The sequence below is a fragment of the Methylomonas sp. EFPC3 genome (genome assembly GCF_029643245.1).
Lineage (GTDB): Bacteria > Pseudomonadota > Gammaproteobacteria > Methylococcales > Methylomonadaceae > Methylomonas > Methylomonas koyamae_B.
Window position 1 is genome coordinate 741,124 of the sequence record NZ_CP116398.1, and the last position, 23,571, is coordinate 764,694.

The 23,571-nt window shown below is 54.0% G+C and carries 24 protein-coding genes; 13 read left to right on the top strand and 11 right to left on the bottom strand.

Annotated features, from left to right (window positions below; all coding sequences use genetic code 11):
- Window positions 1–16: 16 nt before the first annotated feature.
- The 9 genes from rpsB (at window position 17) to PL263_RS03375 (ending at window position 8,192) form a co-directional block, all read left to right on the top strand.
- On the top strand, window positions 17–760 hold the full coding sequence (rpsB, locus tag PL263_RS03335; protein WP_140914003.1) for a 30S ribosomal protein S2: 744 nt from the start codon (window positions 17–19) through the stop codon (window positions 758–760).
- 122 nt (window positions 761–882) lie between these two features.
- Window positions 883–1,767, top strand: a complete 885-nt coding sequence (tsf, locus tag PL263_RS03340) for a translation elongation factor Ts (RefSeq protein ID WP_140914004.1) — start codon at window positions 883–885, stop codon at window positions 1,765–1,767.
- Window positions 1,768–1,851: 84 nt separating this feature from the next.
- Window positions 1,852–2,571: a UMP kinase gene (pyrH, locus tag PL263_RS03345; protein ID WP_140914005.1), complete on the top strand. Its 720-nt coding sequence runs from the start codon at window positions 1,852–1,854 to the stop codon at window positions 2,569–2,571.
- A 4-nt stretch (window positions 2,572–2,575) separates the two neighbouring features.
- A complete protein-coding gene (frr, locus tag PL263_RS03350) occupies window positions 2,576–3,133 on the top strand; it encodes a ribosome recycling factor (RefSeq protein ID WP_140914006.1) in 558 nt (185 codons plus the stop codon).
- An 11-nt stretch (window positions 3,134–3,144) separates the two neighbouring features.
- Window positions 3,145–3,906 carry an isoprenyl transferase gene (locus tag PL263_RS03355; RefSeq protein WP_278211680.1) on the top strand — a complete coding sequence of 254 codons (762 nt, stop codon included), beginning with the start codon at window positions 3,145–3,147 and terminating at the stop codon, window positions 3,904–3,906.
- Window positions 3,907–3,943: 37 nt separating this feature from the next.
- Entirely contained in the window at window positions 3,944–4,867 is a 924-nt protein-coding gene (locus tag PL263_RS03360; protein WP_278211681.1) for a phosphatidate cytidylyltransferase, read from the top strand.
- Window positions 4,864–6,048, top strand: a complete 1,185-nt coding sequence (gene ispC, locus PL263_RS03365; protein WP_278211682.1) for a 1-deoxy-D-xylulose-5-phosphate reductoisomerase — start codon at window positions 4,864–4,866, stop codon at window positions 6,046–6,048. The genes PL263_RS03360 and ispC overlap by 4 nt, the downstream gene beginning before the upstream one ends.
- Window positions 6,049–6,055: 7 nt before the next feature.
- The gene (rseP, locus tag PL263_RS03370; protein ID WP_278211683.1) at window positions 6,056–7,420 is read left to right on the top strand and encodes an RIP metalloprotease RseP; all 1,365 of its coding nucleotides are present in this window, start codon (window positions 6,056–6,058) and stop codon (window positions 7,418–7,420) included.
- A 64-nt stretch (window positions 7,421–7,484) separates the two neighbouring features.
- The gene (locus PL263_RS03375) at window positions 7,485–8,192 is read left to right on the top strand and encodes a DsbC family protein (RefSeq protein WP_278211684.1); all 708 of its coding nucleotides are present in this window, start codon (window positions 7,485–7,487) and stop codon (window positions 8,190–8,192) included.
- A 40-nt stretch (window positions 8,193–8,232) separates the two neighbouring features.
- Here PL263_RS03375 and PL263_RS03380 read toward each other — a convergent pair whose 3' ends face one another.
- The 6 genes from PL263_RS03380 to PL263_RS03405 all read right to left on the bottom strand — a co-directional run bounded on the left by PL263_RS03380 (window position 8,233) and on the right by PL263_RS03405 (window position 16,007).
- Window positions 8,233–8,826, bottom strand: coding sequence for an OmpA family protein (locus PL263_RS03380; RefSeq protein WP_278211685.1), 594 nt, complete (start codon window positions 8,824–8,826; stop codon window positions 8,233–8,235).
- A 14-nt stretch (window positions 8,827–8,840) separates the two neighbouring features.
- Window positions 8,841–9,287, bottom strand: a complete 447-nt coding sequence (locus PL263_RS03385) for a FecR family protein (protein WP_140914013.1) — start codon at window positions 9,285–9,287, stop codon at window positions 8,841–8,843.
- Window positions 9,288–9,396: 109 nt separating this feature from the next.
- Window positions 9,397–11,685, bottom strand: coding sequence for a CHASE2 domain-containing protein (locus PL263_RS03390; protein ID WP_278211686.1), 2,289 nt, complete (start codon window positions 11,683–11,685; stop codon window positions 9,397–9,399).
- Between the two features lie 118 nt (window positions 11,686–11,803).
- Window positions 11,804–14,350 (bottom strand): DNA mismatch repair protein MutS, encoded by a 2,547-nt coding sequence (mutS, locus tag PL263_RS03395; RefSeq protein WP_278211687.1) that lies wholly within the window; start codon window positions 14,348–14,350, stop codon window positions 11,804–11,806.
- 459 nt (window positions 14,351–14,809) lie between these two features.
- Window positions 14,810–15,307, bottom strand: a complete 498-nt coding sequence (locus PL263_RS03400; protein ID WP_278211688.1) for a GNAT family N-acetyltransferase — start codon at window positions 15,305–15,307, stop codon at window positions 14,810–14,812.
- Between the two features lie 28 nt (window positions 15,308–15,335).
- Window positions 15,336–16,007, bottom strand: a complete 672-nt coding sequence (locus tag PL263_RS03405; protein WP_278211689.1) for a glutathione S-transferase — start codon at window positions 16,005–16,007, stop codon at window positions 15,336–15,338.
- Window positions 16,008–16,372: 365 nt separating this feature from the next.
- Here PL263_RS03405 and PL263_RS03410 point away from each other — a divergent pair, with 365 nt between their 5' ends.
- Entirely contained in the window at window positions 16,373–16,714 is a 342-nt protein-coding gene (locus tag PL263_RS03410) for a hypothetical protein (RefSeq protein WP_278211690.1), read from the top strand.
- On the opposite strand, the gene PL263_RS03415 is transcribed toward PL263_RS03410, so the two are convergent.
- The 3 genes from PL263_RS03415 to PL263_RS03425 form a co-directional block, all read right to left on the bottom strand.
- On the bottom strand, window positions 16,711–17,580 hold the full coding sequence (locus PL263_RS03415; protein ID WP_347568950.1) for an IS3 family transposase: 870 nt from the start codon (window positions 17,578–17,580) through the stop codon (window positions 16,711–16,713). The genes PL263_RS03410 and PL263_RS03415 overlap by 4 nt on opposite strands.
- Complete coding sequence (locus tag PL263_RS03420) at window positions 17,577–17,891, bottom strand: transposase (protein WP_278209330.1); 315 nt, start codon at window positions 17,889–17,891, stop codon at window positions 17,577–17,579. Before PL263_RS03420 ends, PL263_RS03415 begins: the two co-directional genes overlap by 4 nt.
- A gap of 61 nt (window positions 17,892–17,952) precedes the next feature.
- Complete coding sequence (locus PL263_RS03425) at window positions 17,953–18,246, bottom strand: transposase (RefSeq protein WP_278211691.1); 294 nt, start codon at window positions 18,244–18,246, stop codon at window positions 17,953–17,955.
- Between the two features lie 66 nt (window positions 18,247–18,312).
- Between PL263_RS03425 and PL263_RS03430 the strand changes: the two genes are divergently transcribed.
- Window positions 18,313–20,097, top strand: a complete 1,785-nt coding sequence (locus PL263_RS03430) for a hypothetical protein (RefSeq protein ID WP_278211692.1) — start codon at window positions 18,313–18,315, stop codon at window positions 20,095–20,097.
- A gap of 331 nt (window positions 20,098–20,428) precedes the next feature.
- Here PL263_RS03430 and PL263_RS03435 read toward each other — a convergent pair whose 3' ends face one another.
- Complete coding sequence (locus tag PL263_RS03435; protein WP_278211693.1) at window positions 20,429–21,247, bottom strand: class I SAM-dependent methyltransferase; 819 nt, start codon at window positions 21,245–21,247, stop codon at window positions 20,429–20,431.
- Window positions 21,244–22,023, bottom strand: a complete 780-nt coding sequence (locus PL263_RS03440) for a class I SAM-dependent methyltransferase (protein WP_278211694.1) — start codon at window positions 22,021–22,023, stop codon at window positions 21,244–21,246. Before PL263_RS03440 ends, PL263_RS03435 begins: the two co-directional genes overlap by 4 nt.
- Window positions 22,024–22,113: 90 nt before the next feature.
- On the opposite strand from PL263_RS03440, the gene PL263_RS03445 reads away from it, so the two are divergent.
- On the top strand, window positions 22,114–22,902 hold the full coding sequence (locus PL263_RS03445) for a helix-turn-helix transcriptional regulator (RefSeq protein WP_278211695.1): 789 nt from the start codon (window positions 22,114–22,116) through the stop codon (window positions 22,900–22,902).
- A 144-nt stretch (window positions 22,903–23,046) separates the two neighbouring features.
- Window positions 23,047–23,484 (top strand): GNAT family N-acetyltransferase, encoded by a 438-nt coding sequence (locus PL263_RS03450; RefSeq protein WP_278211696.1) that lies wholly within the window; start codon window positions 23,047–23,049, stop codon window positions 23,482–23,484.
- Window positions 23,485–23,571 lie beyond the last annotated feature (87 nt).

The following is a 23,571-nucleotide window of genomic DNA, read 5'->3' on the forward strand; positions in this document are numbered from 1 at the left end:
ATTTTAGGAGAAGTAAATGGCAGCAGTGTCAATGCGTCAAATGCTGGAAGCGGGTGTTCACTTCGGACACCAAACCCGCTACTGGAACCCGAAAATGGCTTCATATCTGTTTGGAGCCCGCAACAAAATTCATATCATCGACTTAGAGCAAACTTTGCCCTTGTTCAATGATGCGATGAACTATCTGGGTCAAATGACCGCGAATAAAGGAACCATCCTGTTCGTCGGTACTAAAAAAGCCGCGCGTAAAGCGGTGGCCGAAGAAGCGAAACGTTGTGGCATGCCCTACGTCAACCATCGTTGGTTGGGCGGTATGCTGACTAACTTCAAAACCATCAAGAAGTCTATCAATCGCCTGAAAGAACTGGAAGCGATGAAAGCCGACGGTACCTTGTACCAGCGTTTCAGCAAAAAAGAAGCGCTGGGTATGGAGCGCGAGCTGGAAAAGCTTGAGCGTAGCTTGGGCGGTATCAAAGACATGCGCGGTACCCCAGATGTGATTTTCGTGTTGGATGTCGGTTACGAAAAGAATGCGATCATGGAAGCCAAAAAATTGGGCATTCCGGTGGTCGGCGTGGTTGACTCCAACAACTCTCCGGAAAAAATCGATTACGTGATTCCGGGTAATGACGACTCTATCCGTGCGGTTACTCTTTACTGCCAAAGCGCTTCGGCAGCTATTTTGGAAGCCAAAGCCTTGCGGATGGACGCGTCGTCTAAAGCCGACGAGTTTGTCGAAGAAGTGGCCTCGGAGGCTTAATTATTTTTAAAGTGCCCGGCGCTGTGCTGCCGGGCGCCTGGACTTAGCGTTCAGAACAGAATGTCTTTTAAACGCCTCCTTTGTGAGGCGTTTTTTTAGTTGATAAATTTGAGGAAAAAGAGATGAGTATTAGTGCGGCGATGGTCAAGGAACTGCGCGAACGTACCGGTTCGGGCATGATGGAGTGCAAAAAAGCCTTGGTCGAAGCCAATGGCGACATGGAGCTGGCGATCGAGAACATGCGTAAATCGGGTCTGGCCAAGGCAGACAAAAAATCCGGTCGTATCGCAGCTGAAGGTGTAATCGGAGTTAAAGTATCCGACGACGGCAAAACCGTGGTAATGGTTGACGTGAACTGCGAAACCGATTTCGTAGCCAAAGGCGACGACTTTATCGGTTTCGCCAACGACGTCGTCAACAGCCTGTTGAATAGCAACGTCAATAGCGACGAAGAGTTGCAAACGATGGTATTGAGCACCGGCGTCAGCGTAGACGAAACCCGCCGGGCTTTGATCGCTAAAATCGGTGAAAACATCACCGTACGCCGTTTCGTCAAATACACCACCACCGATGGCGGTCAAGCGGCATACCTGCACGGCAGCAAAATCGGCGTAATCGTCGAGTTGGCTAAAGCTGATGCGGAGCTGGGTAAAGACGTCGCAATGCACATTGCCGCCAGCAAACCTGCGTGCATTTCGGCAGATGAAGTTGCTGCGGAAACCATCGAAAAAGAGAAAGAAATTTTCTTGGCGCAACAAGAAGAGAAAATCAAAGGTAAACCGGCCGACATCGTGGAAAAAATGGTTTCCGGCCGTGTTAACAAATTTTTGGCGGAAATCACGCTGCAAGGCCAGGCTTTCATCAAGGACGACAGCAAAACCGTCGGCCAGCTATTGAAAGAGAAAGGCAATGCGGCGGTACGTTTCGCCCGTTTCGAAGTCGGCGAGGGCATTGAAAAGAAAGAAGAGGACTTCGCGGCCGAAGTGATGGCGCAAGTCAGAGGTTAACCAACCCAATCAATAAACCCGGTCATCCGGGTTTATTTTTCTGGATAATCCGTTGCTTTTACCCTTTACGTTGGATATTTGAATATGAGTCAATTGATTTGTCGGAGAATTTTACTGAAGTTGAGCGGCGAAGCACTGATGAGCGAGCGGGGCGGCAGTATCGACCCGGATATCGTTCAACGCTTGGCTCAAGAGGTGAAAGAGCTGTGCGACGCCGGTATCCAAGTAGGGTTGGTGATTGGCGGCGGCAATATTTTGCGCGGCGGCGAAAAAGCGTCGGAATGTTTGAACCGGGTCACCGGCGATCAGATGGGTATGCTCGCCACCGTGATTAACGCCTTGGCCATGCAGGATGCGTTGGAATATCTGGGCCAGCCGGTGCGGGTTATGACCGCGCTGAAAATCAATCAGGTTTGCGAAGATTATATTCGCCGCCGGGCAGTCCGCCATCTGGAAAAAGGCCGGGTTGCCATTTTTGCCGCCGGCACCGGCAATCCGTTTTTCACCACGGATACCGCCGCCAGTCTGCGCGCCATCGAAATCGACGCTGAACTGATGATCAAGGCCACCAAGGTCAAGGGCGTCTATTCGGCCGATCCTGTGAAAGTGCCTGATGCGGTATTTTATCCGCGTTTGACCTACGACGAAGCCATCGATCAGCGTCTTAACGTCATGGATACTACTGCGCTAGTGCTGTGCCGGGATAACAACTTGCCGATGCGGGTTATGAATGTATTTGAACCGGGTGCCGTGATGCGTCTAATGCGCGGTGAAGAAATCGGTTCTCTGATCGTGAGGAAATAACAAAATGATTAGCGATATTCAACAGGATGCTGCAGCGCGGATGGTAAAAAGCATCGAAGCGTTGCAAAAAGCATTCACCAAAATTAGAACCGGGCGTGCCCATCCCAGTTTGCTGGATCAAATCTCGGTGTCCTACTACGGTAGCGAATCTCCATTGTCCCAAGTGGCCAACGTTACGGTTGAAGACGCCAGGACATTGAAGGTCGTGCCATGGGAAAAAAGCATGATACAAGCGATTGAAAAAGCGATCATGTCTTCCGGTTTGGGTTTGAACCCGGCCACGCAGGGTACCGTGATTCGCCTGCCTTTGCCGGCTTTGACCGAGGAGCGCCGCCGCGATCTGGTGAAAATCGTTAAAAACGAAGCCGAGCAAGGCCGGGTGGCGATTCGCAACATTCGCCGCGATGCCAATGCCGCGATCAAAGACGCCCTGAAAGAGAAATTGATTTCCGAGGACGACGCGCGCCAGGCCGAAGACAAGATCCAAAAATTGACCGATCAATACATCAAGGAAGTGGAGAAGCATCTGGAAGAAAAAGAAGCTGATTTGCTGTCCATGTAATCGAGATAAACATGACTGTTATTGACGACAAACCGGTGATTGATAACGGCAATCCGCGCCATATTGCCATCATTATGGATGGCAACGGCCGTTGGGCGCAAAAACGCCTGATGCCGAGGATTATGGGGCACCATGCCGGGGTCAAGACAGTGCGTAAAATCGTCGAACACTGCGCCAAGGAAAATATCGAAGTGTTGTCGTTGTTTGCCTTCAGCAGCGAGAATTGGCGCCGACCCAAGGACGAGGTCAGCTTGTTGATGGAACTGTTTATGTCGACTTTGCAAGCCGAGGTCGACAAATTGGACCGGAACAATATCCGCCTGAAAATCATTGGCGACAAATCCGCGTTCAACGACAAATTGCAAGATAAAATCCGTTCGGCCGAGGTGCAAACCGGCCACAATACAGGTTTGACCTTACTGATTGCCGCCAATTACGGCGGACGCTGGGACGTAACCAATGCCATACGGCAAATCGTAGCCGGTATTAAAGCAGGTACAATCGACGAACAGGCGGTCAATGAGGATTTGGTAGAACGGTATTTGCAAACGGCTGGTTTGCCGGAACCGGATCTGTTCATTCGCACCGGCGGCGAGGAACGAGTCAGTAATTTCCTGCTCTGGCAGTTGGCCTACACTGAATTCTATTTTACCGACGCCCTCTGGCCCGATTTCGACCAAAACGCCTTGCAGAAGGCCATCGACAGCTTCAAGCGCAGGCAGCGCCGTTTCGGCCACACCGGCGAGCAAGTCATTGCCGGCAGAGTTGTCTAGGGAAGATTTCCATAACCATAATAACTAGAAAATCGACATGTTAGTAAAACGTATTTTAACCGCACTGGTTCTGGCAGCCGTCGCCACGGCGGCGGTGTTCTTGTTGCCCGCCACTTATTTTTCGTTGTTCATCGCTTTGATCACATTGGCAGCGGCTTACGAATGGATGCTGTTGACTGACGTCACCAAACTCAGCAGCAAGATTTTGTTTCTGATCGCTCTAATCGTACCTATGTTGGGTGTGACCTATTGGACCGTACTGCTGGAAGTGGCCAGCGAAGCGATGGAGTGGCCGGAAATCAAGGATTATTCCGATGCCCTGGAGTGGTTTGTGATATTGCCGGTATCGTTCTGGATCCTGACGATGGTCTTAATCAGAAAGACCAGTCCGCAGTTGTTGGCTCTGGAGTTCAAACCCGGATTCAAAGCGTTTGTCGGCTGGATGGTGCTGCTTGGCGCTTGGATGTTTTTGAGCAAACTGCGCGCCTATTACGGAACCGGCATGGTGCTTTACTTTTTGATCTTGATTTGGGCCGCCGATATTTCCGCTTACTTCGCCGGCAAAACCTGGGGCAAAGACAAACTGGCCCCCGAAGTCAGCCCCGGCAAAACGGTGCAGGGTATGTACGGCGCTCTGGCCTCGGCGGCATTATGCGGTCTGGGTTTCGCCGTCTTCGGTTGGCTGACCGCCGCCGAACCGGCCGAAGCCCAAGACAGCGGTCTGAGGTTTTTAGGTGGCCTGGTTTGGACCGATATGCTGATCTTGTCAGTGATGACAGTGTTGATCTCGATATACGGCGATTTGTTTTTCAGTCTGGTCAAGCGCAAAAAGGGCGTGAAAGACAGCGGGAACTTGTTGCCGGGACACGGCGGCATTTTGGATAGAGTCGATAGCGTGATCGCCGCTGCCCCATTCTTTTACGCCGGCATTCTGTTGATCGGCAGGATTTTTTACTCATGAAAGGCATTTGCATACTCGGGGCGACCGGCTCCATCGGCGTCAGCACCCTAGATGTGGTCGCGCGCCATCCGGATCAGTACAAAGTGGTTGCGTTAACCGCTAACGGCAATATCGATGCCTTATTCGAACAATGCCTTACGCATCGGCCGGAATATGCCGTGGTTGCCAACCCGGATAATCTCCAGGCTTTCAAGGACAAACTGGTTGGCACGCCGATCGCGGGCCTCAAGGTCCTGGCCGGCGCCGATGCCTTGGCTCAGGTCGCGACACTGGATAGTGTCGATGTGGTGATGGCCGCGATCGTTGGTGCCGCCGGCTTGTTGCCGACCCTCGCCGCCGCGAAAGTCGGGAAGACGGTGCTACTTGCCAACAAAGAAGCGCTGGTGATGTCCGGCCAAATCTTCATGCAGGCGGTGGCCGATTCCGGTGCAACCCTGTTGCCGATCGATAGCGAGCATAACGCCATCTTCCAGTGCATGCCGGCCGGATACACCGCCGGACATCGCGCCAAACAAGCCCGTAGAATTTTACTGACGGCTTCCGGTGGGCCGTTCCGGCAGACGCCGCTGGCCGATTTGGAGCACGTCACCCCCGAGCAGGCGGTAGCTCACCCTAAGTGGGACATGGGCCGGAAAATTTCGGTCGATTCGGCGACGATGATGAACAAAGGCTTGGAACTGATAGAAGCCTGCCTGCTGTTCGATATGGACCCCGATGCCATTCAGGTGGTGATTCATCCGCAAAGCATCATTCATTCCATGGTGGATTACGTCGACGGTTCAGTGTTGGCGCAAATGGGCAATCCGGACATGCGTACGCCGATCGCCCATGCGATGGCCTGGCCGGAACGTTTCGATTCGGGAGTGGAGCCCTTGAACATCTTTCAGGTCAAGCACATGGATTTCGAGCAGCCTGATTTGCAACGTTTTCCTTGTTTGAAGTTGGCGTACTTGGCAATCAAGGCCGGCGGCATTATGCCCACGGTATTGAATGCCGCCAATGAAATCGCGGTAGACGCCTTCTTGAACGAACGCGTTCGTTTTACCGATATCGCCAAAATTATCGAGCGCAGCATGGCGCATTTCGAACCCGAAGCCGCCGATACCTTGGATCATGTTCTGGACGCCGACCGGCGCGCCAGAGAGGTGGCCGAAACCGTCATTGCTCAATTGCAGCACTAGGCGTTAGATGGATACCCTACATACCTTGTTTTACTTCATCGTCGCCATTGCGGTACTGGTGGCATTTCATGAATTCGGCCACTTTTGGGTCGCGCGCAAGGTTGGGGTGAAAGTCATCCGTTTTTCCATCGGCTTCGGCAAGCCATTGCTGGCTTGGCGGAAAAGCGCCGAAGATACGGAGTTCGTCATAGCGGCGGTGCCGTTGGGCGGTTATGTAAAAATGGTCGACGAGCGCGAGGAAGCCGTCAAGGAAGCGGATCTGCCGTTCGCGTTCAATCGCCAGCCCTTATGGGCCAGAACCGCGGTAGTCGCGGCCGGCCCCTTGTTTAACCTCTTGCTGGCGGTATTGCTGTTCTGGGCGGTACTCGTCATCGGCGAAGTGGGCGTCAAGCCATTGATTGGTGGTGTCGAGCCCGGATCACTGGCCGAACAAGCCGGTTTGATCAAAGGTGAGGAAATTGTAGCGATCAACGAAAAGACTACGCCAACCTGGATCGAAACTTTCGACGTGCTGCTTTCGGCGGCAATCGTTGGCCAACGTGAAATAAGCATCACTACCAAATCTGCTGACGAAAGTCGGCAAACCCACATTCTGCAGCTGACCGACCAGGATGCGGCGACGCCGGAAGGCTTGCACAAGCGTTTGGGTTTGAAGCCCTGGTCGCCGAAGATCAAACCGGTGGTCGGCAAATTGATGGAAGACGGCGTAGCCAAACAGGCCGGTTTGGAAACCGGCGACCTCTTGGTCAATGCGGATGGCGTTGATATCAGCGATTGGCAACAATGGGTCGATTATGTGCAGGCGCGTCCGGAAATTGCGATCAATTTGACGATAGAGCGGAGCGGCGTGCGTTCGCTACTCACTTTGACTCCGCGCAGAGAACAACAGAAAGACGGCACCAGCATCGGTAAGATCGGTGCCGGAGTTGAGACCCCGCAAGATGTGTTGGATTCATTGTTGGTCAAGCACTCCTTGTCGCCGCTCGACGCTGTGCCGGCTGCTTTTGAAAGAACCTGGTTCTATGCCGTCAATACCTTGAAAATGATGGGTAAAATGCTGGTCGGTTCGGCATCGGTGGAAAATCTGAGCGGGCCGATCAGTATTGCCCAGTATGCGGGACAATCGGCCGATATGGGGCTGACCGCCTTCTTGAAGTTTCTCGGTTTGGTCAGCGTCAGTCTCGGCGTGTTGAATCTGTTGCCGGTGCCGGTTTTGGACGGCGGGCACCTATTGTTTTTCGCCGTGGAGGCGGTCAAAGGCAGCCCGGTTCCCGAGAAATTGCAGATATATTTTCAACAGGTCGGCATGGTGCTGCTAATGCTGTTGATGGCGTTGGCTATGTTTCTCGATATCGACCGGTTGTTTCAATAACGCTGAACGAAACGGCGCAATCCCGGTCAACCGCTTTCCTTGACTATCTTCCATTGGTATTAGCATGAAAAAAATCTCACACCTATTGGCTTTGTCGGCCACGATTTTATGCGGTCAAGCGCTTGCTGACGAAGCTGCGATAAAAAAGGCGCTCGGCAATTTTATGCCGGAAGGCAAAATCGATGCGGTGAAACCGTCCGAAATTCCCGGACTCTATGAAGTGACGTCGGGCGGCAATATTTTTTACGCCTCAGAAGACGGCAAATACTTGGTGCAAGGGCAATTGTTCGACGTTCAAGCCAAAAAAAATATCACGGAGACCAAGTTGGCCGGCGCTCGTAAAGCCGAATTGGACAAGCTTGGCGAACAGAAGATGATCATCTTCAATCCCGAGTCTTCCAAACACACGGTTTCGGTGTTTACCGATATCGATTGCGGCTACTGCCGTAAATTGCACTCGGAAATCGACCAATATATGGCGCAAGGCATCACCGTTCGCTACATGTTCTTCCCTAGGGCCGGTAAAGGCTCCGATTCATATAAAAAAGCGGTTTCGGTGTGGTGTGCGGCCGATAGAAACAAGGCACTGACTGCGGCCAAAAAAGGCGAAAGTTTGGACAGCAAGAGTTGCGAAAATCCGGTCGACGAACATATGGCGCTGGGCGAGGCATTTGGCATGAACGGAACGCCAATGATCGTTACCCAAAAAGGCAACATTTTGCCGGGCTATGTGCCGGCCGCACAGTTGGCCAAAATTTTGGCAAGCGAATAAAACTGAGGCGGTCCGGTTTGTCGTCGGACCGCCGTTCGCTTTACCGGATCGTCACTTCTACCCTACGGTTTTTCGGTTCCGCGGTTTCGTCCGGGGTTTTAACCAACAAATTCTTCTCGCCGTGCGAGGTCACGGTCACTTCTTTAACGTCCAGTTTGCTCGGATCGAACAAACGGCTGACTTCGACTGCCCGTTCGCGGGCCAGTTTTTCGTTCTTATCGGCGTTGCCGACCGTGTCGGTATGACCGATTACCGAAATATCGGCGGCCGGATGTTTGCCGGCTGCCTCAATGATTTTCGGTATCAGCGCGGCAGATTCCTGAGTTAACTTGGCGCCTCCGGTCTCGAAATAAAGCAGATATACCTCGGGGCGCACCGGCTCGGACGCTAACGCCCGCCCGAAATCTTTTTCGATGCGTTGTTGCTCGACTTTAAACACGGTCTTATCGTTCGTCAGCGCCGCGCCGTAGCCGGCCGTTTCGATCAACGTTTCGCCGGCCGGGCTACTGAAAGTGACTTTACCAGTGCTGCCGTCGTGGTCTTCCAGCAGAACCAAGTAAGATTCGGTGCAGCCGCCCAAAGCCATTGCAGCGGCAAGTGTCAGGGGTTTTCTTAAAGTAAGCATTTTGGTCATGGCAGGTACCCGGTTTATTCGGCAATTTTGACAAGAAAACGTGTCCCTCTGACGGCGATCACGCCGGTCGGAGTGTTGAGCCTGACTGCCTCCGGCTTAAGCTTGGCGATGACTCCGGAGATGTAGTGTAGAGTTCCCCTCAATAGACTGGCGTTCAGTTCCAGTTTGTCCTGCTCCGGCAAAAACTGGTAAGCCTCGATTTTCAATTCGGTGTTAGGTCCGATGGAAAGCACCGTATTGTCTTTGAGCGTCAAGCCGGCAGAGCCATTCGCATCGGTTTTAATTGTATCGCCGATACGCACGGCCGATCCCAGGCCCGCTTTTAACGTAGCGCCCGCTTCGATGATTGAGGTTTCGTCGGTAGAGGTTTTGATGTATCCGATGATGCTATCGTCGGCGAAGGCGGCGGTAGAGAGCGTGAGGACAAGCCCTAGGCATAGCAGCGTGACAAAACGATTCATAAGAGCCTCGAGATTCAAAAAAGGGTGGTAAAAACTCACCGCGGTAGCGGCTTTGAGGTATCGGCCAAGTATAGTCGGTATTGGCGGCTTGCCGAGAAACGGGGCGTCTTTAGCGGTCAGGTGTCGTGACGTCTTCAATCTCGATCGGAAATTCCACCCAAAAGGTGCTGCCCATGCCCGGTGTGCTGCTAACGCCTACGCTTCCGTCCATCAGCTCGGCCAGTTGTTTGGTAATCGCCAAGCCAATACCGGTGCCTTCGATTTCGCTATTCTCGGCGCCCAAACGTTGAAACGATTGAAACAGCAATTTCTGCTCTTGCGCCGCCAATCCTTCTCCGGCATCCACGACCGAAATGCGGATGCGGTTGCTGCCGATACGCTGGGTGTGCAAATCGATACGGCCGGCCGGCCTATTGTATTTGACGGCATTTGACAGGAAATTCAGCAGTATCTGTTTTGCCCGTTTCGGGTCGACCTTCAGTAAAAGGTCCTGCGGTAACGAATTCCGGGCGGTCAAGTCCAGTCCTTTGCTACGCGCCAATGGCGTGATCAGCGCAGCGCAGTCGCCGATCAAGTCCTGTAGCGCCACGCTTTGAATATTCATCGCGATTTTGCCGGATTCGATTTTGGCGAGATCGAGCAGTTCGTTGATCAAGCCTAGTAAATGCTGACCGGCTTTCAGGATTTCGTTCACCGAATCCAGATGGTAAGGATCCAAAGGATGTTCGGGATCGTCCATCTGCAGCAGTTGCGCGAAACCGATTACCGCGTTTAACGGCGTACGCAACTCGTGGCTCATTTGCGATAAAAACTGGCTTTTAGCCAGACTGACCTGCTCGGCGCGGTTGATCAGCTCGCGCATCACGGCCTGCTCTTCGGTCTTTTGCAACAACATTTTCGCCATCAACATTCTTTCGCCGATATCGTTGATGCTGATTACGGCCCCGCTAGGCCCATTTTTACCCGCCATCAACGGCGCAATTGCCAGATTGGCGGTAATCTGGTGCTGGCCCGATACGGTCAAACTGCAATGGCTGAATTTCAGCGGGGCGTTTTCGGCAATGCTTTTTCGGATCAGGTCGGCCATGGCAACAGGTTTGTCGCGGATTTCCAGCGCGAAAATCCGGTCTATCTGCTGACTGCTGGAATTGGGCGGTCTATTGCCGACGATGTCGATGGCGGCGGAGTTCATGTAATCGATGACGCCGTCAGGCGTCGTAGTGATCACGCCGTCGGCGATCGCGTTCAGCGTGATAAACGCGCGTTTTCGCTCGGCAAACAAGGACTGAATCAGCTTTTCGAAATGGCGCCAACTACGTAGCGGATAGCTGAACCACAGGACGCACAGCGCGACCGATGGCGCGAACCAATAGTGGCTCAATCGTAACAGCAGCCAACTGCAAAGTAGAATTAGCGCCGACAGCGCCAATACCGCCGGCGGCAACCAGCGAGGGGAGAAACGGGTGCTGAGCGAAACCGAAACGCCGGCGACGGCGAGGCTGGCGATAAATTGCCAAATTCCGGGTAAGGGCTGCCACAGGGTTTGTTTCAACAAGCCGTCCAGGCCCGCGGCGATAAATTCGACTCCGGTCATCGGCCGGCCGCCAACCGCCAGCGGCGCCGGCAATTCGCGTTCCAGGCCGCTGGCGGTCAGCCCGACCAATACGTATTTGCCGTCGAATGTTCGCGCCGGGATTTTGCCGGATAACACCGCCGAGTAGGAAAGGCGGACGAAATCGGTGCTGGGATCGAAGAACGGCAGCCAAACCCTAAAATCGCCCTCCAACGAGTCGTGGCCGTTTTCGGTGCGCAAGCCGGGCAGATTTTCGAGAAACTCCGGGTGCTGTTGCGCGTACAGCGCCAACGGCATCGCCGGCCAGCGCCTTTCGCCCAAACCGGCTTCCAGCAGAATACTGCGGCTGACGCCGTCTTTATCCAGATCGACGTTGGCGTGGCCGAGTGCGGCATGTTTGGCGTAGTCGGCCAGCGGCAAGGTTTCCACTAAGCTCTTGCCGTTATATTCGACCACGACCGGCAGTACTACCGGCCGGGCTTGTGCCAGCGCTCGCGCCAGATGGGCGTCCGCTTCGGGGTGCGATTTGTCGGCTTCGGAAAAAATGAAATCCAGCGCCACTGCGCGCGGTTTCGACTGCGCCAAAAACTCTAGCAAGCGGGCATGGATGTCTCGCGGCCATGGCCAACGGCCGAATTCGGCCAAGCTTTCTTGATCGACTTCGATGATAACGATCTCCGGCGAAGCCGGCGAGGCCAACAAAGGCAGTTGCAGGTCGTAGACCCAGCGATCGACACGCCACAAGGCGTCGCTTGCGGTCAATATGACCGTCAACAACGTCAAAATGGAAATTAACACTGGTTTGTCGCAGCGGCGTTTCGCCATGGGGATCGTCTAAAGAGCGGCTGAGCCTCAATTATAGTCCGATAGCGCTAAGGCGAGTAATGCCAGCGACTGTTAGCGCGCGTTTGACTTCGCCCTCCGGGCGTACCGGGTTTGTCGCCTATCGGTTGCCGTAGCTTTTCATCAGACCGGCCAGACGGTATAGAGTATCCAAAGCTTGTTTGGGGCTGAGTTGGTCAGGGTCAAGTTCGCCGAGTAACACCAGTGCCGGATGGCATTCCTGACTGGTAAACAAATCGAATTGGTTGATTTCGCTACGGTCCTGTTGCTCGATGTAAGCGGTATTTTCCAGTTGCGCCAGTTTTTGTTTGGCATTGGCGATCACCGACTGCGGCACGCCGGCCAAGGCCGCGACTTGCAAGCCGTAACTCTGGCTGGCCGGGCCGTCTTTCACTGCATGTAAAAACACGATCTTGTCGCCGTGCTCCATCGCATCCAAATGAATGTTATGGATGCCGGTTTGCTCTTCGGCCAGCGTGGTCAGTTCGAAATAATGGGTGGCGAACAAGGTAAAGGCTTTGACGTTGCGGGCCAGGTAATCGGCGCAGGCCCAGGCCAGCGACAGGCCGTCGAATGTGCTGGTGCCGCGGCCGATTTCGTCCATCAGGATCAGGCTGTTGGCGCTGGCGTTATGCAAAATGTTGGCGGTTTCCGACATTTCCACCATGAAGGTCGAGCGGCCGCTGGCCAAGTCGTCGGAGGCGCCGATGCGGGTGAAGATCTTGTCCACGGGACCGCACGTCAACGATTGCGCCGGCACGTAGCAGCCGATGTGGGCCAGCAACACGATCAGCGCGGCTTGACGCATGTAGGTCGATTTACCGCCCATGTTCGGACCGGTGATGACCAGCATGCGCCGCTCGCCGGAAAAATCCAGATCGTTGGCGACGAAGGGAATGCTGGACAGTTGCTCGACCACCGGATGGCGACCGGCAACGATATGGATTCCCGGTTCCTGGGTTAATACCGGTTGGGACCAGTTCAGAGTTTCGGCGCGCTCGGCAAAGTTGACCACCACGTCCAGTTCCGCCAGTGCCGTGGCGCATTGCTGCAAATCCAGCAAAGCCTCGCCCAGCGTGTCCAGCAAGTCGTCGTACAAGGCTTTTTCGAAGGCCAGCGATTTTTCCCGGGCACTCAGCACTTTGTCCTCGAACGATTTTAGCTCCGGGGTGATATAGCGTTCGGCACCTTTTAAGGTTTGCTTGCGGGTGTAATGCACCGGCACCTTGTCGGCCTGGGCGTTGGAAATTTCGATGTAATAGCCGTGCACCCGGTTGTAATTGACCTTGAGGTTGGCGATGCCGGTGGCGGCCCGCTCGCGCTGCTCCATGTCGATCAAAAACTGGTCGGCGTTCTGGCTGAGGTTGCGCAGTTCGTCGAGTTCGGCGTTGAAGCCCGGCGCGATGACGCCGCCGTCGCGGATCAATACTGGCGGATTGTCGATGATGGCGCGTTGCAGCAGATCGACCAATTCCGGATGTTCTTTGAGTTGCTGGCGTAAGGCTTCCAAATGAGGATTGTCGCTACCGGCCAGTTTTTGTTGCAGTTCCGGCAGCACCGCCAAGGTCAGGCGCAGGGTCAACAGGTCGCGCGGTCTGGCCGATTTCAACGCAATCCGTGAGCTGATGCGCTCGATGTCGCCGACTTGGCGTAGGCTGGCTTGAAGGTCGCGATACAACTCGTGGTCGATCAGACTGGCGATGCAGGCGTAACGGCCGTTGACTACCGCTTGGTCGCGCAACGGCCGATGCAGCCAGCGCCGCAAACAGCGGCTGCCCATTGCGGTGGCGGTTTTGTCCAATACGCCGATCAGCGTGTATTGCAGCTGGCCGCTGGGGTGGCTGTCCAACTCCAGATTGCGGCGGCTGGCGGCGTCCAGGCTGATGCTGTCGTCGGCGTGCTCGACGGCAATGCCCTGGATGTGGGGCAAGGCGTTGAACTGGGTGTCGCGCACGTATTGCAACAGACAGCCGGCCGCGCAAATCGCCGCCGGCAGTTGCTCGCAACCGAAGCCCTTCAAGTCGTGGCAGTTGAATTGCTTCAAAATCAATTGCCGGCAACTGTCCAATTCAAAATGCCAGGGCGGCCGCCTGCACAGGCCCTTGCGCTCCTTGATCGCGGCGGGCAGGGCTTGGTCTTCGCTGAACAACAATTCGGCCGGATTCAAGCGCTCGATTTCCGCCAGCAACTGGCTATCGTCGTCCAGTTGTTGCAGTACGAATTTACCGCTGGTCAAATCCAGGCAAGCCAGACCGATCAACTTATCGAAGCGCGCCAACGCCACCAGCAGATTATCCTTGCGGTCTTCCAGCAGAGCCTCGTCGGTGACGGTGCCGGGCGTGACGATGCGCACTACTTGGCGCTCGACCGGGCCTTTGGATTTGGCGGGGTCGCCGATTTGCTCGCAAATCGCGATAGACTCGCCCTGTTTGAGCAAGCGGGCGATGTAGTTCTCGGCGGCGTGGTACGGAATCCCAGCCATCGGAATCGGCGCGCCGGCCGAGGCGCCGCGCGCGGTCAAAGTAATGTCCAGCAACCTTGCGGCGCGCTTGGCATCGTCGTAAAACAGCTCGTAAAAATCGCCCATCCGGTAAAACAACAAAATCTCCGGATGCTGTGCCTTAATGCGCAGGTATTGCTGCATCATCGGCGTATGGGGAGATTCGTTGGCTGGCTTAGATGATTGTTTTTCTGGGCTGTTCATTGATTAAGTTAATGAAATATCTTGAAAACGTGCTTCGTTCCGGTGCTGACTAGGCAGGGCGGTGCTTGTCGAAACTTGCTCGGTCTATGGCGCTGAGCACTGGATTGGGTGTAGGTTTTTGGTATCGATTTGCGCAAACTCTGGACTCCAAAAACACATCCCGGAATCCAATTCAAGGCCAATGCCGTAAGCGGGTTAACCGACTCGGCAAGTCTTATTTGCCGGCTATCCCGGCGCGCTATTGTCGCTTGGCAGGCGCTGAAAAACCAGCGGCAGGCTTTGATTGAGACTGAGTGTGGAGCAGGACTTGTCCGTTTAAAGGAAACAGGTAGGGCGAAAAGGCCGGCTTTGGCCCGACTCCGCCAAGGCCCGTGCCGGGTTATCGCTGCAGAGCATGGTAAGTCAAGCGTTACCGGACCCCAATACGGCACGCATCGGCTGAAACGCCACGCCGTCGGCCTGTACCGCCGTGCCGAGTTCGACAAAACCGAAACGCCGATACACTGCGACCGCGTTCAAGCTGGCGTTGACGGTAAATTCGCCCGGATTACCGGCGTCGAGTGCCCCGGTTTTGACCCATTGCCACAAATGGCGTGCCAACCCCCGGTTTTGAAAAACTTCGGCCACAAACAGGTGATACAAATGCCGATGGTCCCGCATCGCCACCACGCCGGCCAGTTCGCCCTTGGCTTCCGCCAGCCAATAGCGGAAATCGGCGTCTTCAATATAACCGGCAATCGCCGCTTCGCCGACGGCCGCCAGAAACACTTCCGCGCCTGCGCCGTCCGCCGATAGCAGAAAAGGCCGGCTCAGCGCCGCGATCAAGCGGCTGATAGGGGCAGCGTCGGCGACCGTAGCGCGGCGCATCGTCACCGATTTAATCCAATCGAAATCCGTCACGACAACCGCCGCCGCATCGTTCCGCCGCTTAGGCTTGCCACATGCCCGGCATCGAAACGTAGCCGGGCAGGGCGCGGATGCGTTGAAACCAGGCGACGATGTTGGGGTAATCGCCGATGGCGATGCCACCTTCCGGCGCCAACGCCAGGTAGGGGTAGACAGCCAAGTCGGCCAGCGACAGCCGGTCGTTGGCCAGCCAATCGTGGTTTTGCAGATGGCCTTCGACGATGCCCAGCACTTTGTCGGCGACTTGTTGTGCCCGCGCCGTATCGATGGCGCGGCCGAATTTGTGATGCACCCGCAGCATGGCCGGGCCATTGAAGATCTCGTTGGCGGCGGTCGAAAGCCACGCCGCGATTTGCGCCAGTTGGTAAGCGTCGCCCGGCCACCAGGTCTCGCCGCCGTAGCGTTTGGCCAGATACACCAAAATGGCCTGACTGTCGCGAATCGTCAGGCCGTCGTCCTCCAGCACCGGCACCTGACCGAACGGATTGACTTGCAAAAAGTCGCTGCCGCGTTGCTCGCCGCCCAGCAAATCCACCGGCCGGGTTTGGTAAGGCAGCCCCAGCAGGCTCAACAGCAGCCGGACCTTGTGGCAATTGCCGGATAAGGCCATGTCGTAGAGGGTAATCATTTGGGTTTCTTTGGGTTTGAAGTATTGGTTGGGGGGAATGGGTTGGGAACGGCCAACTTCTGTCATTCACTAATGATTAGAATCAGTATATTGAACGACCAAAAAACATCATATAGCCGACGGTCCATAAAGTGGAGCCTACCTAGCAATTCGGTCGCTACCACTCGATTACTTTATAGATTGTCGAGGATACTGGCCTAATTGGCTTGAACTTAAGTTGCAACGAACGAGCTAATTAACGCAGGCTTTTTTTCGAAATCTATACACTCAAATGATGCGCTATACTCCTCGCCCTTTTTTATCTAAAGTTTTGCACGATTTGTGCTCAAGCACTGCATACAGACTCCACTTCATTAACATTAAGTAATGTTGTGGCCTGATCTTGGCTAGCAAAACTGGATTTGCGCAGATATCACCCCCTAGGAGGCAGAGTGTCAATCGAATTAAGCAAGGGTCCATTTGATGTTTCAATGGCTGACATTGGGAAGTTAAGTGCTGACGATGCTGTGGAGTTATTTCATCAGTTATTGGTTGAGGAAGCTAAGAGGACTGCGAACCCAGTAACGGCTATTAATGTGCCGAAAGCAATTACAACTGCCGATGGAGGAATTGATGCTGAGATTGAGCTGATATCCGGCACACTAATTCCCGGGGGGCTCCTCCGCAACGGGAACGCTAGCTATCAGATAAAGACAGGCAGCTTTTCGGCGTCTGGTTTAAGCGATATCAAATCTTTGGTTGTAATGGTCAACAAAAACCGGACACTTGTTTAGGCAGCGTCTCTCGAAAATTCCCGCTCGAATTCGATCGGGGATTGATAGCCCAATGTTGAATGCGATCGACGGCCGTTGTAAAAAGCCAAATAGTCGATCACGCTCAGTTTTGCCGCCTCTTGGGTTTTGAATTTTTCGTAGTTGAGCTGTTCATGCTTCAAGCTACGGAAAAAGCGTTCCGTCGGCGAATTGTCCCAGCAATTGCCTTTTCGGCTCATGCTTTGCTCCATGCGCATCACGGCCAGATGTTGGCGATATTCTCGACTCGCATACTGACTACCACGATCCGAGTGATGCAGCAGACCAGGTGGCGGTTTGCGACGCCAGAAGGCCATTTGTAATGCCTTGACACAGAGCGAGGTCCGCATGTGGTCGTCAATGGCCCAGCCCACCACTTGGCGGGAGAATAGATCGATAACGACCGCGACATACAGCCAGCCCTGTAACGTCCAGACATAGGTAATATCCGTGCTCCACACTTGATTTGGCTGAGCGACCTTGAATTGGCGATCCAGCCGATTTGGGGAGATGGCCTCGCTGTGGTTGCTGTCCGTGGTCACTTTAAATCGTTTGGGGTAGCGAACTTTTAACTTCAACTCCCGCATGATCCGCCGCGTTTTAAAGCGGCCGACGGCAAAACCCTGTTTCTGCAAGCGATCCGCTAAGCGACGCGAACCAAAGCACTGCTTGTTGTCGGTAAAGATTTGACACACTTTATCGGTAAGCTGTTGATCCTGCCGCTTTTTATCACTGCCTTGTGAGGCGGTGCACCATTCGTAGTAAGCACTAGTGCCAACGCCCATGACCCGACACAGTACGGTGACTGGATAGGTCTTCTGTTGCTCTCGAATAAACCCGTACTTTATTCGGTTTCTTTCGCAAAGAAGACTGCGGCCTTTTTTAAGATTTCGCGCTCCATTCGCAACTGTTCATTTTCCTTCCGTAAGCGGATCAATTCGTCACGGTCCCCCAGATTCAGACAAGACTTTTTTACCGCCGATTCGTTCGCCGAAGGCTTGCGTTCCGCTCGTACCCAGCGTCCTAGGGCGCTTTGCGATATGCCCAAATGATCGGCTGCCTGCTGTTGGCTGTAGCCTTTTTCCAGAACCAGTTTGGCGGCATCTTGTTTGAATTCCAGGCTGTATTTTGGCCGATTGTGTTTTTTGTCGTTACTCATGACCACCTCTGCTAACAGTATAAATTCTGCCTTTAGAAGTGTCCGGGGTTATTAGACCATTTCAGACTGCGGCCTTTTTTAAGATTTCGCGCTCCATTCGCAACTGTTCATTTTCCTTCCGTAAGCGGATCAATTCGTCACGGTCCCCCAGATTCAGACAAGACTTTTTTACCGCCGATTCGTTCGCCGAAGGCTTGCGTTCCGCTCGTACCCAGCGTCCTAGGGCGCTTTGCGATATGCCCAAATGATCGGCTGCCTGCTGTTGGCTGTAGCCTTTTTCCAGAACCAGTTTGGCGGCATCTTGTTTGAATTCCAGGCTGTATTTTGGCCGATTGTGTTTTTTGTCGTTACTCATGACCACCTCTGCTAACAGTATAAATTCTGCCTTTAGAAGTGTCCGGGGTTATTAGACCATTTCACTTTGCGGGCTTTAGAAGAAAGCCTGAACCCTTTTATTACAAGAATAGACATCGGTGATGTTGCAGGTATACGGTCACTTCCAGAACGTTGGATGCCTAAAAGCTATGAAGAGCTTTGGGAAGCATATAGTCAGCATGTAAGTTTGCTCACAGAAGCATACGGCTTTTTGCCTCCAGATGAACGAAACATTCCCGCCAACGCTATTATTTGCAATGCTCGTCACTTACTTTCTATTCCCCCTCTCGCGACGCGAATCGTTGGATTGCTTGAGGATTTCTCGCGAGAAAATGCTCTAAGAGATGCAGTAATAGAAGCTGTCGTATCCATTCTGCACTATGATCGAAATGGTCTGTTACCTAGCATAGTCCAAAGTTTGGAGCATTTGCGGACCGATTTGACAGAAACTTCATTCCACGACAAGTTTCGCCGTTTCGTAGGCCAAAGACTGCCAGAAGATGACTTTGACGACGATGGTGAATACAACGAAGAACCGCATCCAATCCTTAAGGCACTTTGTAATGATGTTTTGAATTCACCCAGTTTATTAAATGCCGAGCTTTCTTGGCTTGTCACCGATCAAGCTAAAAACGGGTATCAGTTTGGTAATTTGCTGGGTACGTCGGATCATTCATTAAAACTCTGGCACATGATTAAGGTTGCTTGGAGTCAAGCTGATACAACCCGAACTGACTTTTTTTTAGGTGGTTACTTATCGGGTGTTTTTAGCCGCGATTTAAACTTGTGGGAGAAGATGATTGACGAACTGTTCGAGTCAACAACAATGGCAGAAGACGTACTTCAATTGGTGTGGCGTTCTGGAATGACAGACCGCATCGCTTGGGAATTATTGGCTAAATGCGAGTCTGGACAAATCGAGGCTCATCGCTTCCGAATATTAGTGTATGGCGGGATTGTTCAAAAACTGCCTTTTGAAGTAGTGAAGGCGTTAGTAAATAAATTAGTTAAAGGAAAACTCCCCACAGACGCGAATGCCGCATTAGATATTCTTCAGTCAAGAATACGTACAAACTCAGACTACGAGTCAGACATCATTGATCTTCTTGGGAATGTATTATCACATCCAGTCTTTATAAGCGGGAGTGAAGAAAAGTATGGAAGCGACACAATGCGCGATTATCACTGGCTCAAGGGAGCAAAGCTTTTACTAAAGCTTGCACCAGATTGCGCGTTTAGAATTGCTGAAAAATGTGTTAAATCGTTTGGTGCCAAAGGTAGTATCACTGATAACTATATGGCGCAAAGCTTCGAGTTTTTCGATCAAGTTCTCACTAATTGGCCAAGAGAGTTTTGGCAAATCATTGGTTGCCGGATTCACCCCACTATTGATGTCTCGGCATTCAAGCTTTTGCAGTGGCTTCGGGGGCGCCGGAATAGTAGTCGATCCCAGGAATCTACTGGTCTAGAGCTTATATCGCCTGAGATCATATTGGATTGGATTAAAGAAGATCCTAACACGCGTGCATGGTTACTAGCCGAATATTGTCCTCCGATAATTAGCCTGCCTGAGGAGTCTCCAACATTAGCTCGGCTCATTCTTGAACGGCATGGAGCACAGGTGAAAGTTCGACAATCTTTGCATGCAAACTTTATGACAGGGGTATTTTGGGGACCTGCAAGTGAGTATTACAAGGAAAGAGTTAATAGCATACGTGAACGCTTGGATAACGAAACTAACGAGTTTGTGAAAATTTGGTTCCAGGAAGAGATAGATCAGCTTATTGACCGAATTAAAATAGAAATTGATCGAGAGGAATTGGATGAATAGTCTGGCTGTGTGCGATGAGTATAGTATAGGTATACAAACCACTACGTTGAGCCATATTAGTTTTTACGCTAGATAGAGTTTCGGCGATGTGTTCTGAATGGCTGTTCGAGACCACAGACCAGTCGACCAGTAATTGTGAAATCGAACGTCCCTATTGGGTCGATTTTGACCAGCCGAGTAAAAACAAAATGAATGTTCAAGTCGTTTTTTCTAACCACGAATTACACTAATCCACAAAGGTATTTAAGCTCGATTTCAACCCTGTTTTGCACTGCTCCGAGCAACGTTCGGATTTTGGTTCTGGTTGGAGTAAAGGCCAGAAATTGACCGATTATGTTGTATCCATCCGTTCGTCGCCAAGCTTGTCTGCTTCCACTTCCAACAATACCATCGCCACATGGGCCAGTCCGCTGTCATCCAGCGGGATGCGTAGTAAATAGGCTTCGACCACATTTTGGATAAACGCCTCGCGCCGGGATTCGGGCAAGCGTTGGCTGTAGGGTAGCCAGGTGGTTCTGATCCAGGCGGCTAAACCGGCGGAGCCGTCGTGGGTTGCGTCTTTTGGCAGCAACTCTGCGCGGCGCACGCTAAAGCCGGCGGCCTGTAGCCAGTGGCGGTAGTCGGCCGGCGACGGAAAGGTGTAGGGAAATTCGAAATCTTGAAAATACTCGGACCATTCCGCCGCGGCGATGACGCTCTCCAGCGTCGCCCGCATGTCGGCGACGTCGCCCTGGCCGCCCATGCCCAGCAACAGCTTGCCGCCGGGTCTCAGGCTGCGGTGTAAACCGGCCAGTACCGCCGGATGATCTTTGAGCCAATGCAGCACGGCGTTGGAGAAAACCCGGTCGAAACGCGCATCGAAACTGAGCGTCTGCGCATCCATGATTTGAAAGCTCAGGTTGGGGTGGCGCTCCGCCGGATAGCGGCGGCGGGCCAAGGCGATCATCGCCGCCGAACTGTCCACGCCGACCACCGAACCGCAAGGCAGCGCAGTCGCTAACTGCGCCGCGATTAGACCGTCGCCGCAACCCAAGTCCAATACCCTTTCGTCGCCGCGTAAGGCCAAACGTTCGCTTAATTCGCCGGCCCAGCGCTTTTGCGCGGTGGAGTGTCGGGCGTAATCCTCGGCATCCCAAGCGTAGGCGCTCATGATCGGCCGGACGCGATTTCGGCGGCGATCAATACGGTATCGCCGGTAAAGCTGCCGTCGGCTTCCAACGCAAAATAGTCGGTGACTTCTTGCGGCGCGATGTGCTGCAAGCTGCGGATGGCCGCGACCTGAGCCGGTGGGGTTTGCATGCGCGCTATCCAGGGCCCGAAAGCCAGCCGGCGGCGAAACGTTTGCAGGCTGACGGTGCGAAAACCGGCCGCCGCCAACAAGGACTGCCATTCGGCCAACGAGCGGTCGCGAACGTGCGACGGGTCGCGCAATACTTCCAGACTTTGCAACCAGGTGTCCAACAACGGGAGGCCGGGGCCGACCACGTCCATCAACACCAGCGTGCCGTTTGGCCGCAACACCCGGCGCATTTCGGTCAGGGCGGGGGCAATGTGGCGCCAGTGGTGGGCGCTATGGCGGGTCACGACCCAGTCGAACATCGCGTCGGCAAACGGCAGAGCCTCAGCCGCGCCGAGTTGGCTGGCGATGTTGGGCAAGCCGCGCCGTTGCGCTTCCGCCTCGACCACGGCCAGCATTTCGGATGACAGATCGTAAGCTACCACTTGTTGCGCCAACGGCGACAGGCGAAACGCCACGTGGCCGGCGCCGCAGCCTAAGTCCAGCGCCACGCCGGGCGGCCGGGCAGCAACCAGGTCGGCCATGCGTTGCAAATCCTCGCCGTCGACATGGGTTGAACTGGCAAGATAGGCGAGGGCATGTTCGCTGAATTGCTGGTTGACCAGGGTTTGATGATCGTTGTTGCGCATGCTAAATCCTCGAATAATGAGTGGAGGCTAATTGTTGGACGATCGATAAACCGGTACAAGATGACGATTTATCCTGGTATAAAAGCCACTATGAGCGAGTCCGATCCCAAACGTCTGCTGGGTGCGTTTATCCGCGTCCATCGCGAACGGCTGCCGCCGAAAAGCGGCGGACGGCGGCGCACGCCCGGCTGGCGACGCGAGGAATTGGCCGAAGCGGCGTTGGTCAGCCTTACCTGGATTACTTGGTTGGAACAGGGCCGCGACGTGGCGGCGTCGCCGGCAGCCTTGGCGCGCCTGGCCGACGCCTTGCGCCTGACTCCGGCCGAACGCGCCTCGCTGTTCGATCTGGCCGGCAAGCGCGACCCGCAAGCTACGCTCGAAATCCAAGCCGAAATGCCGCCGGAATTGCTGGTGTTGCCGACGCAGTTCCACGGCCCAGCCTATTTGCTGGATGCAAGCTGGACCGCCAGGGCCTGGAACGCGGCGGCGGCCGAGTTGTTCGTCGGCTGGCTGGATGCGGATAGCGCCGAACGCAATTTGCTGCGTTTCGTGTTCTTGCAACCCGCGGCGAAAACGCTATTGGCCGACTGGCCGGAACGCGCCCGGCGGCTGGCGGCGGAGTTTCGCGCCGATTTCAGCCGCCGGCCCAAGGATGCGGCATTACAGGCTTTGATTGACCCGTTGCTGGCGCAGAGCGCCGAATTTACAGACTTTTGGCAGGAACAAGCGGTGTTGCATCGCGAGGGCGGCGAGCGTTGTTTCCATCATCCGCAACGCGGCACGCTGCGTTTCCTGCAAACCACGCTGTTGGTCGCCGCCCAGCCCGATTGCAAGTTGGTGTGTTTGCAGCCGGTGGCGCCAATCGGCAAAACCGGTTAAGGCACGACAAGCAAAGCCGTCGTTTACCATATGGAGGCGCCGACGCCGCAAGCGGAGCGGTTGGCCCGCTGCCTTTTGGCTTTGTTGAGCGATGCCAATACTTAATCCCGTTGTAGTTACTTGATCCTAATTCACCAGACAAGCATGTTCGAAATCGCATCGCTAACAGCGCCTGACCGCGCCGAATGGAACCATCTGGTTCGCCAATACATGGCGTTCTACCAAACCGTCCGAACTGACGCGGAATACGACGCGCTTTGGCGACGGCTGATAGAAAATCGCGAGATCCATGCGGCCGGTGCGCGGATCAATGGTGCGCTCGTGGGGTTTGCGCATTACCTGTATCACGCCAGTGGCTGGAGTGCCGATGTTTGCTATCTGCAAGATTTGTTTGTCGATCCGCATCACCGCGGCCAAGGTATCGGTCGGGCGTTGATCGAATTTGTCGCCCGGCAAGCGCAATTAAAACAAGCGCCCAGGCTTTATTGGTTGACGCAAAGTTCCAACGAATCGGCTAGGGCGCTGTACGATAAAGTGGCGGCCCATACCGGGTTTATTCGTTACGAAAAGCCGCTGATATAAGCGAATGTCAATCGGCTAAACGAGATTGGTTTGCTTGATCGGCTAGCGCTTTCCGTTCGGCCGAAATGTCAGGTTTAACCGCTTGTT